The following is a 20,376-nucleotide window of genomic DNA, read 5'->3' as shown; positions in this document are numbered from 1 at the left end:
TCTTTTCCTCGTATTGACCCGATTGGGCGATACGGTCAAGATACGAGCCATTTTGCGCTTAACGTACAGTTCGACGGTCGGTCCCGGCCGACATGCAATGCCCATCAGGCCTGTCTGACGGGTTTCTTTTTCACCGGAGAACAACGAGGAATCCATGAAGGTTCTTGTAGCTGTCAAACGAGTGGTTGACTACAACGTCAAGGTTCGCGTCAAAGCGGACAACTCCGGCGTTGACCTTGCGAACGTGAAGATGTCGATGAACCCCTTCTGCGAAATTGCCGTGGAAGAAGCGGTTCGCCTGAAGGAGAAGGGCGTGGCCACCGAGATCGTGGTCGTCAGCATCGGCCCGAGCGCCGCACAGGAACAGTTGCGCACCGCGCTGGCACTGGGTGCCGACCGCGCCGTGCTGGTCGAGTCGAGCGAAGAACTGACCTCGCTGGGCGTAGCCAAGCTGCTCAAGGCCGTGGTCGACAAGGAGCAGCCTCAACTGGTGATCCTCGGCAAGCAGGCGATCGACAGCGACAACAACCAGACCGGCCAGATGCTGGCGGCGCTGACCGGCTACGGTCAGGGCACCTTCGCCTCCAAGGTCGAAGTTTCCGGCGACAAGGTCCACGTCACCCGCGAGATCGACGACGGCCTGCAGACCGTCGCGCTGAACCTGCCGGCGATCGTCACCACCGACCTGCGCCTCAACGAGCCGCGTTACGCCTCGTTGCCGAACATCATGAAGGCCAAGAAGAAGCCACTGGAAACCCTGACGCCCGATGCGCTGGGTGTATCCGTGGTTTCCACCAACAAGACCCTGAAAGTCGAAGCTCCGGCCGTACGCAGCGCCGGTATCAAGGTCAAGTCGGTGGCTGAACTGGTCGAAAAACTGAAGAACGAAGCGAAGGTAATCTAAATGACGATCCTGGTAATCGCTGACTACGTCACCGTCGGGCAGGCCAACACCGCCGTTGCGCCCTCGACCCTGAATACCGTTGCCGCCGCCGCCAAGATCGGTGGCGATATCCACGTACTGGTCGCCGGCCAGGCCGTTGCCGATGTGGCCGCTGCCGCCGCAAAGATCGCCGGTGTGAGCAAGGTGCTGGTTGCCGACAACGCGGCCTATGCGCATCAACTGCCGGAAAACGTCGCCCCGCTGGTCGTCGAGCTGGCGAGTGGCTACAGCCACGTGCTCAGCGCGGCCACCGCCAACGGCAAGAACATCATGCCGCGCGTCGCCGCCAAGCTGGATGTCGACCAGATCTCCGAGATCGTCTCGGTCGAGTCGGCCGACACCTTCAAGCGCCCGATCTATGCCGGCAACGCCATCGCCACCGTGCAATCGAGCGCCTCGGTGAAGGTCATCACGGTACGTGCCACCGGTTTCGACGCTGTCGCCGCAGAAGGCGGTTCGGCCAGCGTCGAGGCTGTCGGTGCTGCCCACGATGCAGGCATTTCGTCCTTCGTCGGTGAGGAACTCGCCAAATCCGACCGTCCTGAGCTGACGGCCGCGAAGATCGTCGTATCCGGCGGTCGCGGCATGCAGAACGGCGACAACTTCAGCCACCTGTACTCGCTGGCCGACAAGCTCGGCGCCGCCGTGGGTGCATCGCGCGCCGCGGTCGATGCCGGCTTCGTGCCGAACGACATGCAGGTCGGCCAGACCGGCAAAATCGTCGCGCCGCAGCTGTACATCGCCGTCGGTATCTCCGGTGCGATCCAGCACCTGGCCGGCATGAAGGACTCCAAGGTGATCGTCGCGATCAACAAGGATGAAGAAGCACCCATCTTCCAGGTGGCCGATTACGGCCTGGTGGCGGATCTGTTCGAGGCCGTGCCGGAGCTGGAAAAGCAGCTCTGATCCGACGCCCGACCTGAAAAAGCCCGCTCTCGAGCGGGCTTTTTTGTGGGCGCGGAATGTGCCCAGATCACCGAATTGTCATTATTTCCTGTTCACGGGGCCGTGGATTTTGTACAAGGACGGATAGCGTAGCGGCGGACAGGCGGTAGGGCGTCCTGCTACGAAAGACCGTTTTTGACTATCGGCCGAGATCCAGCATGGGCAGATACGCCTGGTTTACATCGTTGCTGTTGGGATTCGCTCTTGTTCCAAATTGGCTCATGGCCGCCGGCAAATGCGAGCGTCTGGTCGCTACCGGCAACCCCGAATATCCGCCTTACCTGTGGCGCGACCCGAAGAACCCCAAACAATTGGTCGGTGCCAACGCCGATCTGCTCAAGCACATTGGCAAGGAACTCGGGGTCACGATCGACGTGATCTACACCGGCCCCTGGTCACGTGCTCAGGATGAAGTGCGTACCGGGCGCGTCGATCTTCTCGCGGGGGCCTTCCTGACTTCGGCGCGGCTGGACACCATGGACTACATCCATCCGGCCATTTACGAGACCCCCAGCGTGGTGTGGATTCGTCAGGGCGAGACGTTCCCCTACAGCGCCTGGGACGACCTGCGTGGCCACAGCGGGCGAACCCTGGTGAACAACAGCTTCGGCCAGGCATTCGATACCTTCTCCCAGGAAAACCTGCAGCTGGAAACGGTGCCGAGCCTGAACCAGGCCTTCCAGATGCTGCTGCTCGAGCGCAGCGATTACGTGATCTACGAGCAGTACCCGGGGCTCGCGCTGGCGCGCAAGATGAACATCGCCGACCAGCTCGAAGTGCTCTCTCCACCGGTTTCCAGCGAGGGGCTGTTTCTCACGCTGTCCCACGACTCGGCCTGCAACGAGCCCTGGTTGCGCGGACAACTGGCGAAGAAAATGACAGAATTGAGCGCTGCCGGTCTGCCGCAGACTCTGCTGCAGAGCAATCTCGAGCGCTGGGAGCAGGAAAACGCCCAGACGGCCAGTGAATCGACTCCATAGGAATCCGTTTTGAGTAATCGTTTATTCGCCGCCGGCGTGGCGTTCATGTTTCTCGCCGGTTGCGCCACCGATCCCATCCCCGCCGAACAGATTCGCCTGACCGAACAGGCCGTGGCCCAGGCCAAGGCCGTTGGTGCCGTCGAACAGATGGACGAGCTGGTGCTTGCCGAGACCAAGCTGGCCGCCGCCCAGGGCGCCATCGCCGACCAGGACTACAAGCGTGCGCGAGTTCTGGCCGAGCAGGCCGAACTGGACGCACGGCTTGCCGAGGCGCTGGTACTGACCAGCAAGAGCGAGGCTCAGTTGGCCGACCTGCACGGCAAATTGAACCGCCTGCGCAAGCAACTGGGAGAGCAGCAATGAGCCGTTTTCTCGCCGCGGCGGGAGGCGTCTGCCTTCTTGCCCTTGCCGGTTGCGCCACTTCGCCACAAGCCCAGCAGGCCCTGGAGCAGGCGCATGCCGCGTTCGATGCGGTGAAGGACAATGCCGAGGTGTTGCACGCGGCGCCCAAGGATGTGATTCGCGCAGGCGAGTCGCTGGCGCGTGCCGACCGGTTGTCCAGCTATTCGGGGAGCGACGACGATGTCGTTCACTTCGCCTACCTGAGCCAGCGCTACAGCGCGATCGCCACCGAGCACGGCAAACTGACCCAGAATAACGAGCGCCTGGCCGCCCTGGAGCTCGAGCGTCGACGCCTGCAACTGACGCTGCGCGAGGCCAAGTTGCTCAGCGTGCAGCAGCAGGGTGCACTGCTCGATGCGCAGATGGCCAGCGTACTGACCAGCAACACCGACCGTGGGCTGGTGATGACGCTGGGCGACGTGCTGTTCGACACCGGCCATTCCGAGCTGAAGGCTTCGGCCAACCGCACCGTGCTCAAGCTCGCGCAGTTCCTGCAACTCAACCCGCGTCGGATCGTGCGCATCGAGGGCTATAGCGATGCCCGCGGTGACGCCAAGATGAACCTGGAGCTTTCCCGCGCGCGGGCCCAGTCGGTGGCCGACATGCTCGAAGACCTCGGCGTGGACGCCAAGCGCATGCGGGTGCAGGCGCTCGGCGAAGCGTATCCGGTCGCGGAGAATGCGTCCTCCATCGGCCGCGCGCAGAACCGCCGTGTGGAGATCGTCTTTTCCGACGAGCAGGGGCACCTCAGCGACGAACGCTGACGGGCCGCGGAACCCAACCCGGTGTTCGTCTCGAGCGCCGGGTTTTTTATGCGCGAACGAACCAGCGGGCTGGCGCAATTGTGAAACGGACAGCAGAATGAGGTAACTGTGCCGGTGCACATCGGACTATCACGACACTGTTACGCACGCTACGGACCGCCGCCATGACCAACCTCCTGCTTTACCAGCGCATCGCCCAGCAACTGGCCGAGGACATCCGCCGTGGTGTCTACCAGCCAGGCGAGCGTGTGCCCTCGGTGCGCAAGATGAGTTCGCAGCTCAGCGTCAGCCACGCGACGGTCCTGCAGGCCTATGCCAATTTGGAAGACCAGGGACTGATCCGCGCGCGTCCGCAGTCCGGGTACTACGTGCACCAGACGCCGGCGTTGACCGCGCCGACGCCGGACATCGCCCGCGTCGAGTTGCCCGGGCTGGTCACGCGGGCGAGCATCATCAACCAGGTACTCACCGAGTCGCGCCGCGAAGGCGTGTTTCCATTCGGAGCGGCGGTGCCGCACGTGGATTACCTGCCCGTGCGCGCGTTGCACCAGCAGTTGGCCAAGGTCACCCGGTTCCAGAGCCCGCGGGCATTCAGCTACATGTTCAGCCCGGGCTTCGAGCCGCTGCGCCGGCAGGTGGCGATTCGCATGCGCGATGCCGGCGTGGTGGTCGACCCGTCGGAAGTGGTGATCACCCACGGCTGCGTCGATGCCCTGCAGATGTCGCTGCGCGTGCTGACCCAGCCGGGCGACTTGATCGCTACCGAGTCGCCGACCTATTACGGTCTGCTGCAACTGGCCGACCTGCTCGGCCTCAAGGTCATCGAGATCCCCAGCGATCCGACCACCGGGATCAGCCTCGAGGCGTTGCAACTCGCTGCCAACCAATGGCCGATCAAGGCGCTGGTGCTGACCGCGCGGTTGAGCAATCCGCTGGGCGGAACGATTCCGGAGGACCGCCAGAAGCAACTGCTGCGCTTGGCCAACGAGTTCGATATCCAAATCATCGAAGACGATATCTACGGCGAGCTGATGTTCGAGCAGGGCGGGGTGAAGGCACTCAAGGCCCATGACCGGCACGGGCGGGTGATCTACTGTTCGAGCTTTTCCAAGACCCTGTCGCCGGGCGTGCGAATCGGCTGGATCGTCGCCGGCAAATACCAGAACGATATCCAGCGGCTGCAGACGTTCACCACCCATTCGGCCTGCAGCGTCACGCAGATGGCGGTCGCCGCCTACCTTGAAAACGGCGGCTATGACCGTCATCTGCGTTACATACGCCAGGAGTACCGAAAGAACCTCAGTGCGTTCCAGCTCGCGGTGCAGCAGCATTTCCCGGAGGGTACGCAGATCACCCGGCCCAACGGGGGCTTCATCCTCTGGGTCAGTCTGCCGGCGCGGGTGAACACCAAGGAGCTGCAGGTCAGGGCGTTGCAGCAGGGCATCAGCATCGCGCCCGGGTTGATCTTCAGCAACACCGAGCAATTCAACCATTGCGTCCGTCTGAACTGCGGAATTCCGTGGAACCGCGAGGCCGAGCGGGCGTTCATAACCTTGGGCCTGCTAGCGACTCAGCTGTGCCAGGATGCCGTGAGCCTGCTGTAGGAAATCGCCCATCGGGTCAACCGTTGGGCTGGCCTCAGCGCTGTAGAATAGATGCCATGATTTCGCGAATGACCACCCTTTGCCTAGCGCTTCTGCTCACTGCCTGCGACAGCGGCGACACGCCGCCCGGGCCGCCGAACGAGCCCGCCAGGCCTAAGCCCGTCACCCAGGTTGAACCTGCCGCGCCGCGCAAGGAATTGCCGCCGCCGGTGGCGACTAAGCCCGTGGTGGCCGACAGCTCCGCCGCCAAGCCGGCGCCGCAGGCACCTGCACCGGCCGCGCCGGTGGTCAAATCCAAAGGCAAGGCGAAGGGCACGCCCGCGGAGACGCCCGTCGAGGACGTCACGCTGGCCAAACCCAAGCTGGACCTGAGCCTGCCCCGCGAACTGGTGGAAAGCCTCGAGCCCGAAGCCAAGCAGAAGGCCACCGCCAAGTCGGAGAGTGGCCTGCTGCCGCCGATGTTCGCCGAGAAGGAGAACGTGCAGCAGCCGTTCCAGCTCAGCGGGCGGGTCATCTCCAATGAGCTGGAGCGCAACAGCGGTATCGAGGGCGCCGAGCTGCAGTTCCATTTCCGCCAGTAAGTCGGCCGCGTCACCCCGACCGTTCTGCCTTGCGATCAGTCGAGAAACAGATCGCTTATCAGGCTGCCGCCTTCGGGGTCGAAGCGGTACTGCTCGAATTCGCTCTGCCCCTGTTCACGCAGAATCTCCTCGTCGATCAGCAAACGCCCGCTGAGCTGCCGGCCTTCCGTGCAGAGGATGGCGTGGGCGGCGTCGGCCATGATCGCCGGCGTTCGGGCGCGCCGGAAGGCGTCGCGGCTGCCCAGCTCGAACTCGATCGCCGCGGTGGCGATCATCGTTTTCGGCCAGAGCGCGTTGACGCTGATGCCATAGCGGCCGAACTCCTCGTGCATCCCCAGGCTGAGCATGCTCATGCCGTACTTGCTCACCGTGTAGGGGCCGTGCTGGGCGAACCACTTGCCCGCCAGGTTCAGCGGGGGGCAGAGGCTGAGGATGTGCCCGTTGGCGCTTTGCTTCAGGTAGGGCAGCGCCGCCTGGCTGCAGACCATCACCGCGCGGGTGTTTATCTGGAACATCAGGTCGAAGCGTTTGGGCTCGAGCTTCTCGACGCCGAGCAGCTTGATCGCGCCGGCATTGTTGATCAGCGCATCCAGCCCGCCGAAGTGTTCGGCCGCCTGGGCCATGGCGGCTGACACCGCGTTCTCGTCACGCACGTCGAGTTGCAGCGGCATGGCCCTGCCGCCGGCTTCCTCCACTTCCTCGGCGACGCTGAAGATGGTGCCGGGCAGCTTGGCGTGGGGCTCGGCGCTCTTCGCCGCGACGACGATGTTGGCGCCGTCACGGGCCGCGCGCAGGGCGATCTCCCGGCCGATGCCGCGGCTGGCTCCCGTGATGAATAGCGTTTTGCCGTACAGGGACATGGTTGCTCTCCGCTCATTGTTGTTATGCAAACCCTTGTCAGGCTTCGGATGGTTCGATCTCCACCAGCATCTGGCGATTCTTCACCTGCTCGCCCTTGTTCGCCTGGACCCGGACGACGATGCCGTCGAGGCCGGCCTTTAGCGAGTGCTCCATCTTCATGGCCTCCAGCACGACGAGCAGTTGCCCCTTGGCGACGCGCTCGCCCTCGCTTACCAGGACCTCGACGATGGCGCCGTCCATGGGCGCCTTGAGCGTGGTCGAGCCTTCCGCCTGCGAAGGGTCGGCCGCGGCCTGGGTCAGGTCGACCAGTTCCAGATTGCCGAATGCGCCGTACAGCCAGAGTTTGTCGCCGGCCAGGTGGTAGGCCTGGCGCCGGCGGACTCCATCGATTTCCAGGGTCGCCCAGCGCCCGTCGCCATCGAGCAGACGCAGCGCGATGCGCGCGTCGCCAACCTGCGCGAGGAGCTGCGGCTGTGCGCCGGGTTCGATCACCCGCAGCTCCACCCGATAACGCTGCTCGGCCTGTCCGAGCTGGAAGCACGCCGTCGCCTGCGCCGCATTGCGCCAGCCCGCGCGCTGGCGGTTCGCCTGCGCGTGGGACTGGTAGAGCAGGGCGGCGGCGCAGGCCAGCTCGCCGGCAGCAGCACGCTGCGGAAACAGGCTGGCATCGTCGGCGAAATGCTCGGCGATGAAGGCGGTGCTGGCGCGTCCGGCGGCGAACTGCGGGTGCCTGAGCAGGTTGGCGAGGAAGCGCTGGTTGCCGTTCACCCCGAGTAGCACGCAGTCCTCGACCGCGCGGATCAGCTTGCGCCGCGCCTCGTCGCGGGTCGCGCCGTAGGCGATCACCTTGGCCAGCATCGGGTCGTAGAACGGGCTGATGCGCTGGCCTTCGCGCAGGCCGTGGTCGATGCGGATGCCTTCCCGCTCGGCCGGCTCCCAGCGCAGCACCTCGCCGGTCTGCGGCAGGAAACCGTGCGCCGGGTCCTCGGCGTACAGGCGTACCTCCATGGCGTGGCCGCTGAGCTGGATCTGCTCCTGGCGCAGCGGCAGCGGCTGGCCCTCGGCGACCTTGATCTGCCAGGCCACCAGGTCCTGGCCGGTGACCAGTTCGGTGACCGGGTGCTCGACCTGCAGCCGCGTGTTCATCTCCAGGAAGAAGAATTCGCCGTTTGCGTCCAGGAGAAACTCCACGGTACCGGCGCCGACGTAGCTGACCGACGCCGCGGCCTTGACCGCCGCATCGCCCATCGCCTGGCGCAGCGCGGGTGTCATCACCGGGCAGGGCGATTCCTCGACGACCTTCTGGTGACGACGCTGCACCGAGCAGTCGCGCTCGCCGAGGTGCACGACGTTGCCGTGTCGATCGCCGAAAACCTGAATCTCCACGTGGCGCGGCTGGACCAGCGCGCGTTCGAGGATCAGTTCGCCGTTGCCGAACGCGTTCTGCGCCTCCGAGCGTGCGGTGCGCAACCCGGCGATCAGCTCGCCGCTGTCCTGCACCAGGCGCATGCCCCGGCCGCCACCACCAGCGCTGGCCTTGATCATCAGCGGGTAGCCGATGCGTGCGGCCTGTTCGGCCAGGCTCGTCTCGTCCTGGTCGGCGCCTTCGTAACCCGGAATGCAGGGCACGCCGGCTTCGAGCATGGCGATCTTCGACAGGCGCTTGCTGCCCATCAGGTGGATCGCCTCGATGCCCGGGCCGATGAAGACGATGCCCGCCGCTTCGCAGGCGCGGGCGAAGTCGGCATTCTCGGAGAGGAAGCCGTAGCCCGGATGGATGGCGTCTGCGCCGGTTTTCTGTGCCGCCGCGATGATGTTTTCGATCACCAGGTACGACTGGTTGACCTGCGCCGGGCCGATGCACACGGCCTCGTCGGCCAGTTGCACATGGCGCGCGCCGGAATCGGCTTCGGAGTACACGGCAACCGTGCGATAGCCCAGCTCGTGCGCGGTGCGCATGACCCGGCAGGCGATCTCGCCACGATTGGCGATGAGGATCTTGTCGAATGCAGCCATGTTGTTGTCCTACTCCTGCCGTTCGAAGCCGACTCGGGTTTGCGTGGGGTGGATCGCGCTTCATCGATCCACCGTGCGGTGTTCTGGTGGATGTGAAGAGCGACATCCACCCTACGATCTGCCGTTCAAACCACTGTGGTTTGCGTAGGGTGGATCGCGCTTTATCGATCCACCGGGCGGTGTTCCGGTGGATGTGAAGAGCGACATCCACCCTACAAATGCTAGGGCCTGTTCGTTCCCTCTCCGCCAACCTCTCCCGCAAGCGGGAGACGGGAGAGCCACTACTGGGCCCACTTCGGCGTGCGTTTCTGCACGAAAGCCATCGTGCCTTCCACGCCCTCGCTGCCCGCCACCGCGTCGGCGAACAGGCCGGCGGCGCGGTCGAGCAGGGCGTCCAGTGGTTCGTCTTCGCTGGCCAGTAGCAGCGCCTTGGTCGCTGCGTTGGCGCCCGGCGCACATTGGCGCACCTGTTCGAGCACCTGCTGCAGACGCTGCTCCAGCTCCGCGTCAGGCTCGCTGAAATGCACCAGGCCCAGACGCAGCGCCTCCGCGCCGTCGAAACGCGCGGCGCTCAGCGCGAGGCGTCGCGCCTGGGTCAGGCCGATGCGTTTCACCACGAAGGGCGCGATCTGCGCCGGAACGATGCCCAGGCTGGTTTCCGGCAGGCCGAACCTGGCCGTCGTCGAGGCGATGGCGATGTCGGACACGCAGGCCAGGCCGAAGCCGCCACCCAGCACCGCGCCTTCGAGAACGGCGATCAGCACCTGCGGGGCCTGTTGCGCCTCTTCCAGCAGGGTGCCGAACGCGCGGTTCAGTTCGCGGTAGGCGTCGCCGCCCCTGGCCCGCGCCCCGGCCATGTCCTTGATGTCGCCGCCCGCGCAGAAGTGCCCGCCCGCGCCGCGCAGCACCAGGGCGCGCACGTTGCGGTCCTGGTTCACGGCGGCGAGTGCGGCGCGTAGCTCCCCGACCATGGCCAGGCTCATGGCGTTGCGGCTGTCCGGGCGGTCGAGGGTGACGTGCAGCACACCAGCCTCGAGCTTCAGCAGCAGGGTTTCGCAGTGGGGCAGGTCACTCATGGGAATACCTTCGACTCCAGTGTTTCGCGGTGCAGACCGCTACAGCGCGTCGGGTGGATCGCGCCTTATCGATCCACCGTGGTGGTGGACGTGGAACGCGATGTCCACGACGCTCAGCCTTTCTTCATGGCCTGCCGCCCCTGGCGGCCATCCTTCGGGCCGTCGCTGCGCGACGTTAAAAAATCGTTCCCGACTATTTTTTCTTCCCCGGCAGGATGCCCATCAGCTTGCAGATGATGCCGAGCATGATTTCGTCGGCGCCGCCGCCGATGGAGACCAGCCGCACGTCGCGGTAGGCGCGCGCCACCGGGTTCTCCCACATGTAGCCCATGCCGCCCCAGTACTGCAGGCAGGCGTCGGTGACCTCACGGCCGAGGCGGCCGGCCTTGAGCTTGGCCATGGATGCCAGCTTGGTCACGTCGCGGCCCTTCACGTACATCTCGGTGGCCTGGTAGACCAGCGCGCGCAGCGCCTCGATCTCGGTCTGCAGTTCGGCCATGCGGAAGTGGATGACCTGGTTGTCGATCAGCGGCAGGCCGAAGGTGTGGCGCTGCTTGCAGTAATCGATGGTGGCGTCGACGCAGTGCTCGAGGCCCTTGATCATGTTGGCGGCGCCGAACAGCCGCTCTTCCTGGAACTGCAGCATCTGCATCATGAAGCCCGCGCCTTCGTGGCCGATGCGGTTGCGCTGCGGCACGCGCACGTTGTCGAAGAACACCTGGGCGGTCTCCGAGCTGCGCATGCCGAGCTTGTCCAGGTGCGGGCTGACGCTGATGCCGGGCGTCTTCATTGGCACCACGATCAGCGACTTGTTGACGTGCGGCTTGTCGTCGCTGGTGTTGGCCAGCAGGCAGATGAAATCGGCCGACGGCGAGTTGGTGATCCACATCTTGCTGCCGTTGATCAGGTAGTCGTCGCCGTCCTTGCGCGCGGTGGTCTTCAGGCCCGCGACGTCGGAGCCGGCGCCGACTTCGGATACGCCGATGCAGCCGACCATTTCGCCGCTGATGGCCGGGCGCAGGAACTCCTCGCGCAGCTCGTCGGAGCCGAAGCGCGCCAGGGCCGGGGTACACATGTCGGTCTGCACGCCGATGGACATCGGGATGCCGCCGCAATGGACGGTGCCGAACTCTTCGGCGGCGACGATCGAGTAGCTGTAGTCCAGGCCCATGCCGCCGAATTTCTCCGGCTTGGAGATGCCCAGCAGGCCCAGTTCGCCGGCCTTCTTGAAGATGTCGTGGATCGGGAAGCGGCCGTCCTTCTCCCACGCGTCGACGTGCGGGTTGATTTCCTTGTCGACGAAATTGCGCACTGTGCGGCGCAGCTCCTCGTGTTCCTGGGTGAAGATCATTGTTGTTGTTCTCCAGTAGGGGGTGCGGGCCGCCTGGGCTGTGTGCACCGAGACTTGGTTGGTGCGCACGGCGCACCCTACGTTCGGTTCCTGCGCAGTTCTCCGTAGGGTGCGCTATGCGCACCGATTCACGTATTGGGGTCAGAAACGCGCCACGCCGAAGCTGCTCTTCTTCAACGGCCGCCGTTCCGCCTCGGCGCAGATGTCCAGCAGATAGCCCAACAGCGTCCGCGTGTCGCGCGGGTCGATCAGTCCGTCGTCCCACAGGTTGGCGGTGCCGTAGAGCGCGGTGGACTGGCTGTCGAGTTTCTGCGCGGTGACGCTTTCCAGCATGTCGAGCATCTTCGGGTCGGCGACCTTGCCGTCCTTGGCGTGCTTTTCCTCGGTGACGATACGCAGCACCTTGCCGGCCTGCGCGCCGCCCATCACCGCGGTACGGCTGTTCGGCCAGGCGAAGATGAAGCGCGGGTCGAGGCCGCGGCCGCACATCGCGTAGTTGCCGGCGCCGTAGGAGCCGCCGACGACCAGCGTCAGCTTGGGCACCGTGGCGTTGGCTACGGCCTGGATCATCTTCGAGCCGTGCTTGATCACGCCCTGGCGCTCGGACTCGGTGCCTACCATGAAGCCGGTGGTGTTGTGCAGGAACAGCAGCGGGGTGTTGCTCTGTTCGCAGAGCTGGATGAACTGCGCTGCCTTGGCCGCGCCCTGCGGGGTGATCGGGCCGTTGTTGCCGATCAGCCCGCACGGCTGGCCCTCGATGCGCAGGTGGCCGCACACGGTCTGCGCGTCGAACTCCTGCTTGAAGGCGAGAAACTCGGAGCCGTCGGCGATCCGCGCGATGATCTCGCGCACGTCGTAGGGCTTCCTGGGGTCGGCCGGAACCACGCCGAGCAGTTCCTCGGCCGGGTACAGCGGCTGCGGATGCGTCGGCCGCTCGCGGGCCGGCAACTGCGCGTTCCACGGCAGCATGGCGATGATCTCGCGGGCGATGCGCACGCCGTCGGCGTCGTTTTCCGCCAGGTACTCGGCGGTGCCGGCGACCTGGGCGTGCATCAGCGCGCCACCCAGTTCCTCGTCGCTGGCGATCTCGCCGGTGGCGGCCTTGAGCAGCGGCGGGCCGGCGAGGAACATCTTGGCCTTGCCGCGGACCACCACCACGTAGTCCGAGAGCCCCGGCTGGTAGGCGCCCCCGGCGGTGGACGAACCGTGCACCACGGTGATTTGCGGCAGACCCATGGCGGAAATCCGCGCCTGGTTGGCGAAGCCTCGCGCGCCCTCGACGAAGATTTCCGCCGCGTAGTTGAGGTTGGCGCCGCCGCTCTCGGCCAGGGTCACCAGCGGCAACTTGTTCTCCATGGCGATCTGCTGCAGGCGCAGGGTCTTTTTCAGCCCGCTGGGCGAGATGGTGCCACCCTTGATCGCACTGTTGCTGGCGTTGATCAGGCAGCGCACCCCGGCGATATAGCCGATGCCGGAGATGATCCCGCCGCCGGCCTGGGTGCCGTCCTTGTCGTCGTGCAGCCTGTAGCCGGCCAGCGCGCAGAGTTCGAGGAACGGGCTGCCGGCATCCAGCAGCAGGTCGAGCCGTTCGCGCGGCAGCAGCTGGCCGCGGCGGTCGAACTTTTCCTTGGCCTGGGCGGCCTTTTCCAGGCATTGCCGTTCGACGCTGCGAAAGCCTTCGAGGGCCGCCAGCATGGCGTCGCGGTTGGCGGCGAAGGTGTCGCCGTGTACATCGAGTTCGGACTGGATCACCGGCATCGCGTCATTCTCCTTTCAGCACGTCCGGCAGGTAGGCGCGGTGGAAACCGTTGTAGCCCTCGGCGTGCTTCGCGGCGCCAAGCGTCCAGGCCCGGCTGCCGAGGCTGGCCGCGCCGTCGATGCGGATGCTGTTGCCGCTGATGAAGGCCGCCGCCGGAGACAGCAGGAAGACGATGGCGGCGGAGACTTCCGACTCGCTGCCGATGCGTTGCAGCGGCACGTGATCCTTGAGCGAGCGGATCATCTTCTTCATCGCCTCCGGGTAGGTGTCCATGCCGCTGGAGGCGATCCACCCCGGCGCCACGGCATTCACCCGCACCCCGGCATGACCCCACTCGACGGCGGCGGTCTTGGTGAAGTTCTCCATGCCCGCCCGCGCCGCGCCGGAGTGGCCCATGCCGGGCATGCCGCCCCACATGTCCGCGAGCATGTTGACGATGCTGCCGCCGGTCCGGCTCATGCTCTGGTTGAAGACTTCGCGGGCGACCAGGAAACCGCCCACCAGGTTGGTGCGCACCACGGTCTCGAAGCCCTTCTGGTTGATCGAGGCGAGCGGGGCGGGGTACTGGCCGCCGGCGTTGTTGACCAGGTGATGGATCGGCCCGTGTTCGGCGATCACCGCCGAGACCATGGTCTTCACCGCGTCTTCCTCGCGGATGTCGCAGACCCGCCAGGCGACGCTGCCGCCGTCCTCGACGATCTCGCCGGCGGTGCTTTCCAGCTTGTCCTGCTTGCGCCCGACCAGCACCACGTGGGCGCCCAGGGCCGCCAGTTCGTGCGCGGTGCAACGGCCGATGCCGCTGCCGCCGCCGGTGACCAGCGCGGTTCGGCCGCTGAACAGGCTGGGTTTGAAGATCGAGTCGTATGTCATTGTTGTTGTCCTTCGGCTCGTATCGGGCACCACCCTGTCAAGGTGGTGCCCTGTCTGTCGCGTAGGGTGGACGACCGCGAAGCGTTTTCCACCCACTGATTCGCCCGGCTACACCTCTTGGTCCACCGGCAGCGTCTGCGCCAGCGCACGAGGCACCGGCACCGGAAACTCCAGCAACTGCTGGGCGAATGCCTTGCCTTGCGGGTCGATGCGCAGGCTGGCCACGCCGCCCCCGCCCAGGGCGTTCTCCAGCAGGAAATTCAGGCTGTGCGTGCCGGGCAGGTACCAGCGGGCGACGCGCCCGGTGACCGGGTCGAGCACGTGGCGCATCCACTCCACCACGGCATCGCAGGTCAGCGCTTCGGCGATCCACGGCAGGTACTCGGGGCGGCGCGCCATCACACCGATGTTGGCGTGGTCGCCCTTGTCGCCGGAACGGGCCACGGCGAGGCGGATCAGCGGCACGCTGGTGTCCGCTTCGCCCTCGGGGCGCGGCGGTTGCAGGTCCTCGGGCAGTTCCCGGGTATCCAGCGCCGGGCGGGGCGGCAGGGCGACGGGCAGGCGTTCGCCGTTCAGCTCGACGCTCAGCGTGCAGGCGTCCTTGTCGATCAGGAAGGAGAACAGGCGGATCACCGGGTACACCGTCGGCCGGCCGCCGACGATGCCGGTCAATCCCGGCGCCATGCCGGTCGCCGCCTGGGCGATCTCGCGGGAGAACAGCAGCAGGGCTTCCTTCCGCGGATGGCGCACGCCGATTTTCACCACCACCTCGCGGGCGTCGCGGCGTTCGGCCCGCGCGCCGTAGGTGGCTTCGGCGCCGAGCAGCTCGATGTCGACCTGGGCGAAAGGCGCCCAGTGGCGCTGGGCGAACATTTCCTCGCAGCGTGCGACGATCGCCCGGCTGACCCGTTCCGCCTTGCGCACCGCGTCGATCCCGGCGATCAGGAAACTGGCGACGCAGCGGAAACCGTCCGGCCAGGTGGCGCTGACTTTGTAGCGTTCGGTGGGCGCAAGGCCACGGGCGCCCTGCACGGCGACGCGGTTTTCGCCGACCTGCTCGAGCGTCACGCGGGTGAAGTCGCAGACCACGTCCGGCAGCAGGTAGGCGCGCGGGTCGCCGATCTCGTAGAGCAGTTGCTCGCCGACGCTGAACGGGCTGACCAGACCGCCGCTTCCCGGCGGTTTGCCGACCACGAAGCGGCCGTCGGCGGCGACCTCGACGATGGGGAAGCCGATGTGCTCGTAGTCCGGCACGCGTTCCCAGTCGGTGAAGTTGCCGCCGGTACACTGCGCGCCGCACTCGATGATGTGCCCGGCCAGCGCGGCCTGGGCCAGCCGGTCATAGTCGTCCCAGGCCCAGCCGAACTCATGCACCAGTGCGGCGCTGACCACAGCGCTGTCGACCACCCGGCCGGTGATGACGATGTCCGCGCCCTGTTGCAGCGCCGCGACGATGCCCGGTGCGCCGAGGTAGGCATTGATCGACACGCACATCGGCGGCAGCGGGTCGCCGCTGAACATCTCCTGGATGCCGGCCTTGCGCAGCTCGGCGAAGCTCGGCTGCAGGTCGTCGCCGTGCAGGACGGCGATCTTCAGGTCCACGCCGGCTTGGGCACAGGCGCTGGCGAGGGCCCGGGCGCAGGCCTGCGGATTGACCCCACCGGCGTTGCTGATCACGCGGATGCGCTTGCTGGAAATATCTTCCAGCAGCGGCGCGAGTACCTCGACGAAGTCCGTGGCGTAGCCGGCTTCGGGGTTCTTCATGCGCGCGCCGGCCATGATCGACAGGGTGATCTCCGCGAGGTAGTCGAACACCAGGTAGTCCAGTTGCGCACCCTGGACCAGTTGTGCGGCTGCCGTGGACGTATCGCCCCAGAAGGCGGAGGCGCAGCCGATGCGAACGGTCTTTGACATGGAGAATTCCTGCAGCGGGATTCGAGTGCAGTCGAGCCTACCAAGCAAGCGCTTGGTTTGAAACCCCTCCGCGGTGCTTTTCTTGCCCAAGCGCTTGCTTGGCGACTCCGCGCAGCATAAATTCCTTCGCATACACAACGACTTGCGTATATCGGACGGTTTTGCCGATGGCGCATCATCCAGTAATCGGGGAATTCAGCGTGGACGATCGGCAGGCCCAGGCAGTGATGGCGGAATTGCTCGCCAGCGGACAGATCACCGATCCTGAAAGCGCCCGCGGCAAGTTGCTGCAAACGGCGGCGCACCTGTTCCGCAGCAAGGGCTACGAGCGCACCACGGTGCGCGACCTGGCCAGCGCGGTGGGCATTCAGTCCGGCAGCATCTTTCATCACTTCAAGAGCAAGGATGAAATCCTTCGTTCGGTGATGGAGGAAACCATCCGCTACAACACCGCGCTGATGCACGCCGCGCTGGCGCAGGCCGAGGACCTGCGCGGGCGGGTGCTGGCGCTGATCCGCTGCGAGCTGCAATCGATCATGGGCGGCACCGGCGAGGCGATGGCGGTGCTCGTCTACGAATGGCGGTCGCTGTCCGAGGACAGCCAGCGCTACATCCTCGGCCTGCGCGATACCTACGAGCAGCTCTGGCTCGACGTGCTCGACGAGGCCCGCGCGGCGGGCTATTTCAGCGGCGACAGCTTCATCCTGCGGCGCTTCCTGACCGGCGCGCTGAGCTGGACGAACACCTGGTTCCGCCCCGAGGGTCCGATGAGCCTCGATCAACTGGCCGAGCAGGCGCTGTCACTGGTCATCAAGGAACGCTGAAACCGGCCGATAACGAGTAGCCCCGAATCCGCGGGGCGCCGCACTCGTCATCGGGGAACCCTTCGTGTTCGCGCCTAGCAAAATCCTCTTTCTGCTCTGCTGTCTGCTCGCCCAGTCGCTGCTTGCCGCGCAGCGCGTGGTGGTCGGCGCGACCGAGTATCCGCCCTATGTGACGATGCCGGCGCAGGGTGAGCCGAGGGGCTTGCTGCCGGAGCTGCTGGAGGCGATGAACGCGGTGCAGGACGACTACCGCTTCGAGATCACGTTGACCTCCACGGGGCGACGCTACCGCGACTTCACCCGCGGTCGTATCGACCTGGTGCTGTTCGAGTCGCGGCAGTGGGGCTGGCAGGACATCCCGACGCAGACCCTCGACCTGGGTATCGACGACTCGGAAGTCTTCGTCGCCCGCGCGCTGCCTGGCCGCGACCAGAGCTACTTCGCCACGCTGGAAGACAAGCGCCTGGGTCTGCACATCGGCTATCACTATGCCTTCGCCGATTTCGAGAGCGACAGCGAGCGCCTGCACCAGCGCTTCGACGTCGTCGTCAGCCGCTCCCACGAGACCAACCTGGAAATGCTCCTGCGCCAGCGCATCGACCTCACGGTGATGGCCAAGTCCTACTTGCGCTTGCACTTCGACGCGCGCCCCGAGCTGCGTGAGCGGTTACTGGTTTCCACGCGCGTGGACCAGGCGTTTCGCCCGCTGGCGCTGATTCGCCCGAACGGGCCGATCGACGCCGAGCGCCTCTCGGCGATCCTCGAAGCGCTGCGGCGCGACGGTCGCTATGCCGCGCTGGTGGAGCGCTATCACTTCGACGCCGCGCCCGCGCAGGACGACGCCGAGCATTAGCGCTGGGCCCGAGCCGGTGTGATCACGAGGAAGGAGGCGGGCTTCGCCCACCCTGCGCCATGCCGCTGGCGTGGGTGAAGCCGTGGATTGGACGGAAGGGTGGTCAGCGGTCGTCTGCGTCCTGGGCGTCCGCTTCGGCGTTGCGTTGGTGGACGCGGTCGAGTTGTTCCTTGGACAGCGGCACTTCCTTCGCCGTGTCGCGCAACATCATCAGGCCGCCGACGATGGAGCCGATGGCGACCAGTAGAATCAGCCAGGCATACCAGGGCATTGGAATCTCCTTCTTGTCTTTGGGTGTCCTTACCTTAGGACGCGCGGAACAGCCTGTCAGTTCGCAGGCAGTACGTCATGCAGCGTGCTGTCGTCCTTCAGCGCCACGCCGGAGAGCTGCAGGCGCAGCGCGCCGCGCACCAGGTGGTCGAGCTTGTGGGCGGCTACGCCATAGGGCAGTCCTTCCGGGCGCACGTTGGAGATGCAGTTGCGCTCGCTGTCCATCAGGCCGACCTTCGGCGCGTAGCTGACGTACAGCCCGAGGCTGTCCGGCGAGGTCAGACCGGGGCGTTCGCCGATCATCACGATCACCAGCCTGGCCCGCAGCGCCTCGCCGATGCCGTCGCCGATCGCCACACGTCCCTGTTCGGCCAGCACCACCGGCGTGTTCGCCCAGTCGGCCTCGAAGCGTTCGCGGAACAGGCGCAGCAGCGGCAATGCGTGGTTCTGCACGGCGATCGAGGACAGCCCGTCGGCGATCACCACGGCCAGTTCCGGTGCCGGTGCCTCCTCGCGCAGGCGCTCGCGGCACGCTTCGTCGAGGCTGCGACCGCGGTCCGGGCGCAGCAGGTAGACATGCCGGTCCTCGGCGTCGCTCTTCACCCGCAGGGTGCGGAAACCGGCGGCCTGGAGTTCGTCGCCGAGGGCGTCGAAATCCAGCGGCCGGTGCACCGCGTCGCGCGCCTGGGCGTGCGCCAGGCCGAACTTGAGTACCTCGCTGGTCGGCAGGCTGGAGCCGACCCGGCCGAGGGCGATGCGCGCCGAGGTGTGCGCGCGCAGTTCGTCCCAGGGGTTGCCTTGCGTCAGGGTCAGGTCGCTCATCAGGCGGCTCCGGAAAGGAAGGGCAGTTGCTTGAGCAGGTGGTGGCCGCGACCGATCTCGCGCAGCTGCCCGGAGGCCTCGGTGATCGCCATGCGCGTCAGCCAGGCATCGAATTCCGGTGCGCGTTTCAGGTCGAGCACGCTGCGCAGGTAGAGCGCGTCGTGGAACGAGGTGCTCTGGTAATTGAGCATGATGTCGTCGGCGCCGGGGATGCCCATGATGAAGGTGATGCCGGCGGCGCCGAGCAGGGTCATCAGGGTGTCCATGTCGTCCTGATCGGCTTCGGCGTGGTTGGTGTAGCAGACGTCGCAGCCCATCGGCACGCCAAGGAGCTTGGCGCAGAAATGGTCTTCCAGCCCGGCGCGGATGATCTGCTTGCCGTCGTAGAGGTACTCCGGCCCGATGAAGCCGACCACGGTGTTGGTCAGCAGCGGCTTGAACTCGCGGGCCACGGCATAGGCGCGCGCCTCGCAGGTCTGCTGGTCGACGCCGTGGTGGCCGCCCGCGGAAAGCGCCGAGCCCTGGCCGGTCTCGAAGTACATCAGGTTGTCGCCGACGGTGCCGCGGCCGAGGCTCTGCGCGGCGTCGTGCGCCTCTCGCAGGATCGCCAGGTTGATGCCGAAACTGGAGTTGGTCTTCTCGGTGCCGGCGATCGACTGGAACATCAGGTCCAGTGGCGCGCCGGCCTCGATGGCCTGGATCTGCGTGGTGACGTGGGTGAGCACGCAGCTCTGCATCGGAATGTCGAAGTGCTGGCGGACCTCATCGAGCATCTGCCAAAGGCGCATCAGGGTCGGCAGCGAGTCGCTCGCCGGGTTGATGCCGACCACCGCGTCGCCCGAGCCGTAGAGCAGGCCGTCGAGCATGCTCGCCGCGATGCCGCGCACGTCATCGGTGGGATGGTTGGGCTGCAAGCGCACGGAGAGGTGGCCGGGCAGGCCGATGGTGTTGCGGAAGCGGGTCACCACGCGGCACTTCTTCGCCGCCAGGATCAGGTCCTGATTGCGCATCAGCTTGCTCACCGCTGCCGCCATTTCCGGCGTGATGCCTGGCGCCACGGCGCTCAGCGTGGCGCTGTCGGTGGAATCGAGCAGCAGCCAGTCGCGCAGGTCGCCGACGGTGAGGTGGGAGATCGGGGCGAACGCCGCGAGGTCGTGGCCGTCAATGATCAGACGGGTGACTTCGTCGGCTTCGTAGGGAATCAGCGCTTCCTCGAGAAAGCGTTTGAGCGGCACGTCGGCGAGAGCGATCTTCGCCGCCATGCGTTCTTCGTAGGTCGCGGCGGCGAGGCCGGCCAGATAATCGCCGGAGCGCGCGGGGCTGGCCTTGGCCAGCAGGGTCTTGAGGTCGGCGAAGCGGTAGGACTGGCTGCCGACGGATGTGCTGTAAGGCATGGCGGGGCTCCGTGGGGCGGGCCGCGGCGCGTCGGTGTCCGGTGCGCGACGGCGGGCTCGGAAACGACGACGCCGGGCGCAAGCGTCCGGCGTCGGCCCTCCGGCGTCACGAAACGTCAGGCGGCCCCCCCGGTCAACAGCACCTCG

Annotated in this window: 19 protein-coding genes; 9 read left to right on the top strand and 10 right to left on the bottom strand. The window is 66.2% G+C overall.

The window, feature by feature from the left end; all coding sequences use genetic code 11:
- Positions 1–154 precede the first annotated feature (154 nt).
- From QMX85_RS13240 to QMX85_RS13210, 7 genes are all read left to right on the top strand, one after another.
- Positions 155–904: an electron transfer flavoprotein subunit beta/FixA family protein gene (locus QMX85_RS13240; RefSeq protein WP_282341579.1), complete on the top strand. Its 750-nt coding sequence runs from the start codon at positions 155–157 to the stop codon at positions 902–904.
- A complete protein-coding gene (locus QMX85_RS13235) occupies positions 905–1,849 on the top strand; it encodes an FAD-binding protein (protein ID WP_282341577.1) in 945 nt (314 codons plus the stop codon).
- Between the two features lie 260 nt (positions 1,850–2,109).
- Positions 2,110–2,868, top strand: coding sequence for a transporter substrate-binding domain-containing protein (locus tag QMX85_RS13230; protein WP_282341575.1), 759 nt, complete (start codon positions 2,110–2,112; stop codon positions 2,866–2,868).
- Between the two features lie 9 nt (positions 2,869–2,877).
- Positions 2,878–3,231, top strand: coding sequence for a DUF4398 domain-containing protein (locus QMX85_RS13225; protein WP_282341573.1), 354 nt, complete (start codon positions 2,878–2,880; stop codon positions 3,229–3,231).
- Positions 3,228–4,034 carry an OmpA family protein gene (locus QMX85_RS13220; RefSeq protein ID WP_282341571.1) on the top strand — a complete coding sequence of 269 codons (807 nt, stop codon included), beginning with the start codon at positions 3,228–3,230 and terminating at the stop codon, positions 4,032–4,034. Before QMX85_RS13225 ends, QMX85_RS13220 begins: the two co-directional genes overlap by 4 nt.
- A gap of 164 nt (positions 4,035–4,198) precedes the next feature.
- Entirely contained in the window at positions 4,199–5,638 is a 1,440-nt protein-coding gene (locus tag QMX85_RS13215; RefSeq protein WP_090231243.1) for a PLP-dependent aminotransferase family protein, read from the top strand.
- A 68-nt stretch (positions 5,639–5,706) separates the two neighbouring features.
- Positions 5,707–6,219, top strand: a complete 513-nt coding sequence (locus QMX85_RS13210; RefSeq protein WP_282341568.1) for a hypothetical protein — start codon at positions 5,707–5,709, stop codon at positions 6,217–6,219.
- Positions 6,220–6,254: 35 nt separating this feature from the next.
- Here QMX85_RS13210 and QMX85_RS13205 read toward each other — a convergent pair whose 3' ends face one another.
- The 7 genes from QMX85_RS13205 to QMX85_RS13175 all read right to left on the bottom strand — a co-directional run bounded on the left by QMX85_RS13205 (position 6,255) and on the right by QMX85_RS13175 (position 16,066).
- Positions 6,255–7,079, bottom strand: a complete 825-nt coding sequence (locus QMX85_RS13205; RefSeq protein ID WP_282341566.1) for an NAD(P)-dependent oxidoreductase — start codon at positions 7,077–7,079, stop codon at positions 6,255–6,257.
- A gap of 37 nt (positions 7,080–7,116) precedes the next feature.
- Complete coding sequence (locus QMX85_RS13200; protein WP_282341564.1) at positions 7,117–9,096, bottom strand: acetyl/propionyl/methylcrotonyl-CoA carboxylase subunit alpha; 1,980 nt, start codon at positions 9,094–9,096, stop codon at positions 7,117–7,119.
- Between the two features lie 281 nt (positions 9,097–9,377).
- Positions 9,378–10,172: an enoyl-CoA hydratase-related protein gene (locus QMX85_RS13195; protein WP_282341561.1), complete on the bottom strand. Its 795-nt coding sequence runs from the start codon at positions 10,170–10,172 to the stop codon at positions 9,378–9,380.
- Positions 10,173–10,365: 193 nt separating this feature from the next.
- Positions 10,366–11,523, bottom strand: a complete 1,158-nt coding sequence (atuD, locus tag QMX85_RS13190; RefSeq protein ID WP_282341632.1) for a citronellyl-CoA dehydrogenase — start codon at positions 11,521–11,523, stop codon at positions 10,366–10,368.
- A gap of 141 nt (positions 11,524–11,664) precedes the next feature.
- Positions 11,665–13,281 carry a geranyl-CoA carboxylase subunit beta gene (atuC, locus tag QMX85_RS13185; RefSeq protein WP_282341559.1) on the bottom strand — a complete coding sequence of 539 codons (1,617 nt, stop codon included), beginning with the start codon at positions 13,279–13,281 and terminating at the stop codon, positions 11,665–11,667.
- A gap of 4 nt (positions 13,282–13,285) precedes the next feature.
- The gene (locus tag QMX85_RS13180) at positions 13,286–14,152 is read right to left on the bottom strand and encodes an SDR family oxidoreductase (protein WP_282341557.1); all 867 of its coding nucleotides are present in this window, start codon (positions 14,150–14,152) and stop codon (positions 13,286–13,288) included.
- Between the two features lie 108 nt (positions 14,153–14,260).
- Positions 14,261–16,066 (bottom strand): acyclic terpene utilization AtuA family protein, encoded by a 1,806-nt coding sequence (locus QMX85_RS13175; protein ID WP_282341555.1) that lies wholly within the window; start codon positions 16,064–16,066, stop codon positions 14,261–14,263.
- A gap of 200 nt (positions 16,067–16,266) precedes the next feature.
- On the opposite strand from QMX85_RS13175, the gene QMX85_RS13170 reads away from it, so the two are divergent.
- Positions 16,267–16,890, top strand: coding sequence for a TetR/AcrR family transcriptional regulator (locus QMX85_RS13170; protein WP_217632902.1), 624 nt, complete (start codon positions 16,267–16,269; stop codon positions 16,888–16,890).
- A 64-nt stretch (positions 16,891–16,954) separates the two neighbouring features.
- The gene (locus QMX85_RS13165; RefSeq protein ID WP_282341551.1) at positions 16,955–17,743 is read left to right on the top strand and encodes a transporter substrate-binding domain-containing protein; all 789 of its coding nucleotides are present in this window, start codon (positions 16,955–16,957) and stop codon (positions 17,741–17,743) included.
- A 103-nt stretch (positions 17,744–17,846) separates the two neighbouring features.
- Here the strand turns inward: QMX85_RS13165 and QMX85_RS13160 are convergent, their stop codons facing one another.
- Genes QMX85_RS13160 through QMX85_RS13150 form a run of 3 tightly spaced genes read right to left on the bottom strand, consistent with a single transcriptional unit; the run spans position 17,847 to position 20,229 of the window.
- Positions 17,847–18,014: a DUF2897 family protein gene (locus QMX85_RS13160; protein WP_090231234.1), complete on the bottom strand. Its 168-nt coding sequence runs from the start codon at positions 18,012–18,014 to the stop codon at positions 17,847–17,849.
- Between the two features lie 56 nt (positions 18,015–18,070).
- Positions 18,071–18,835, bottom strand: a complete 765-nt coding sequence (eutC, locus tag QMX85_RS13155) for an ethanolamine ammonia-lyase subunit EutC (protein ID WP_090231233.1) — start codon at positions 18,833–18,835, stop codon at positions 18,071–18,073.
- Complete coding sequence (locus tag QMX85_RS13150) at positions 18,835–20,229, bottom strand: ethanolamine ammonia-lyase subunit EutB (RefSeq protein WP_282341548.1); 1,395 nt, start codon at positions 20,227–20,229, stop codon at positions 18,835–18,837. Before QMX85_RS13150 ends, eutC begins: the two co-directional genes overlap by 1 nt.
- Between the last annotated feature and the right edge of the window lie 147 nt (positions 20,230–20,376).

Origin of the sequence: Pseudomonas sp. PS02288, assembly GCF_029959715.1 — a bacterium.
Taxonomy (GTDB): domain Bacteria; phylum Pseudomonadota; class Gammaproteobacteria; order Pseudomonadales; family Pseudomonadaceae; genus Pseudomonas_O; species Pseudomonas_O kuykendallii.
The sequence above is the reverse complement of the archived record's forward strand: the minus strand, read 5'-3'. Positions and strand labels throughout refer to the sequence as shown.

What these genes read in the sequence shown, in the direction of transcription:
- QMX85_RS13235 (WP_282341577.1), top strand. Translation starts at nt 905, where the DNA reads ATGACGATCCTGGTAATCGCTGACTACGTCACCGTCGGGCAGGCCAAC.
- QMX85_RS13205 (WP_282341566.1), bottom strand. Translation starts at nt 7,079, where the DNA reads ATGTCCCTGTACGGCAAAACGCTATTCATCACGGGAGCCAGCCGCGGC.
- QMX85_RS13200 (WP_282341564.1), bottom strand. Translation starts at nt 9,096, where the DNA reads ATGGCTGCATTCGACAAGATCCTCATCGCCAATCGTGGCGAGATCGCC.
- QMX85_RS13210 (WP_282341568.1), top strand. Translation starts at nt 5,707, where the DNA reads ATGACCACCCTTTGCCTAGCGCTTCTGCTCACTGCCTGCGACAGCGGC.
- atuD (WP_282341632.1), bottom strand. Translation starts at nt 11,523, where the DNA reads ATGATCTTCACCCAGGAACACGAGGAGCTGCGCCGCACAGTGCGCAAT.
- atuC (WP_282341559.1), bottom strand. Translation starts at nt 13,281, where the DNA reads ATGCCGGTGATCCAGTCCGAACTCGATGTACACGGCGACACCTTCGCC.
- QMX85_RS13150 (WP_282341548.1), bottom strand. Translation starts at nt 20,229, where the DNA reads ATGCCTTACAGCACATCCGTCGGCAGCCAGTCCTACCGCTTCGCCGAC.
- QMX85_RS13240 (WP_282341579.1), top strand. Translation starts at nt 155, where the DNA reads ATGAAGGTTCTTGTAGCTGTCAAACGAGTGGTTGACTACAACGTCAAG.
- QMX85_RS13175 (WP_282341555.1), bottom strand. Translation starts at nt 16,066, where the DNA reads ATGTCAAAGACCGTTCGCATCGGCTGCGCCTCCGCCTTCTGGGGCGAT.
- QMX85_RS13195 (WP_282341561.1), bottom strand. Translation starts at nt 10,172, where the DNA reads ATGAGTGACCTGCCCCACTGCGAAACCCTGCTGCTGAAGCTCGAGGCT.
- QMX85_RS13160 (WP_090231234.1), bottom strand. Translation starts at nt 18,014, where the DNA reads ATGCCCTGGTATGCCTGGCTGATTCTACTGGTCGCCATCGGCTCCATC.
- QMX85_RS13215 (WP_090231243.1), top strand. Translation starts at nt 4,199, where the DNA reads ATGACCAACCTCCTGCTTTACCAGCGCATCGCCCAGCAACTGGCCGAG.
- QMX85_RS13180 (WP_282341557.1), bottom strand. Translation starts at nt 14,152, where the DNA reads ATGACATACGACTCGATCTTCAAACCCAGCCTGTTCAGCGGCCGAACC.
- QMX85_RS13220 (WP_282341571.1), top strand. Translation starts at nt 3,228, where the DNA reads ATGAGCCGTTTTCTCGCCGCGGCGGGAGGCGTCTGCCTTCTTGCCCTT.
- QMX85_RS13230 (WP_282341575.1), top strand. Translation starts at nt 2,110, where the DNA reads ATGGCCGCCGGCAAATGCGAGCGTCTGGTCGCTACCGGCAACCCCGAA.
- eutC (WP_090231233.1), bottom strand. Translation starts at nt 18,835, where the DNA reads ATGAGCGACCTGACCCTGACGCAAGGCAACCCCTGGGACGAACTGCGC.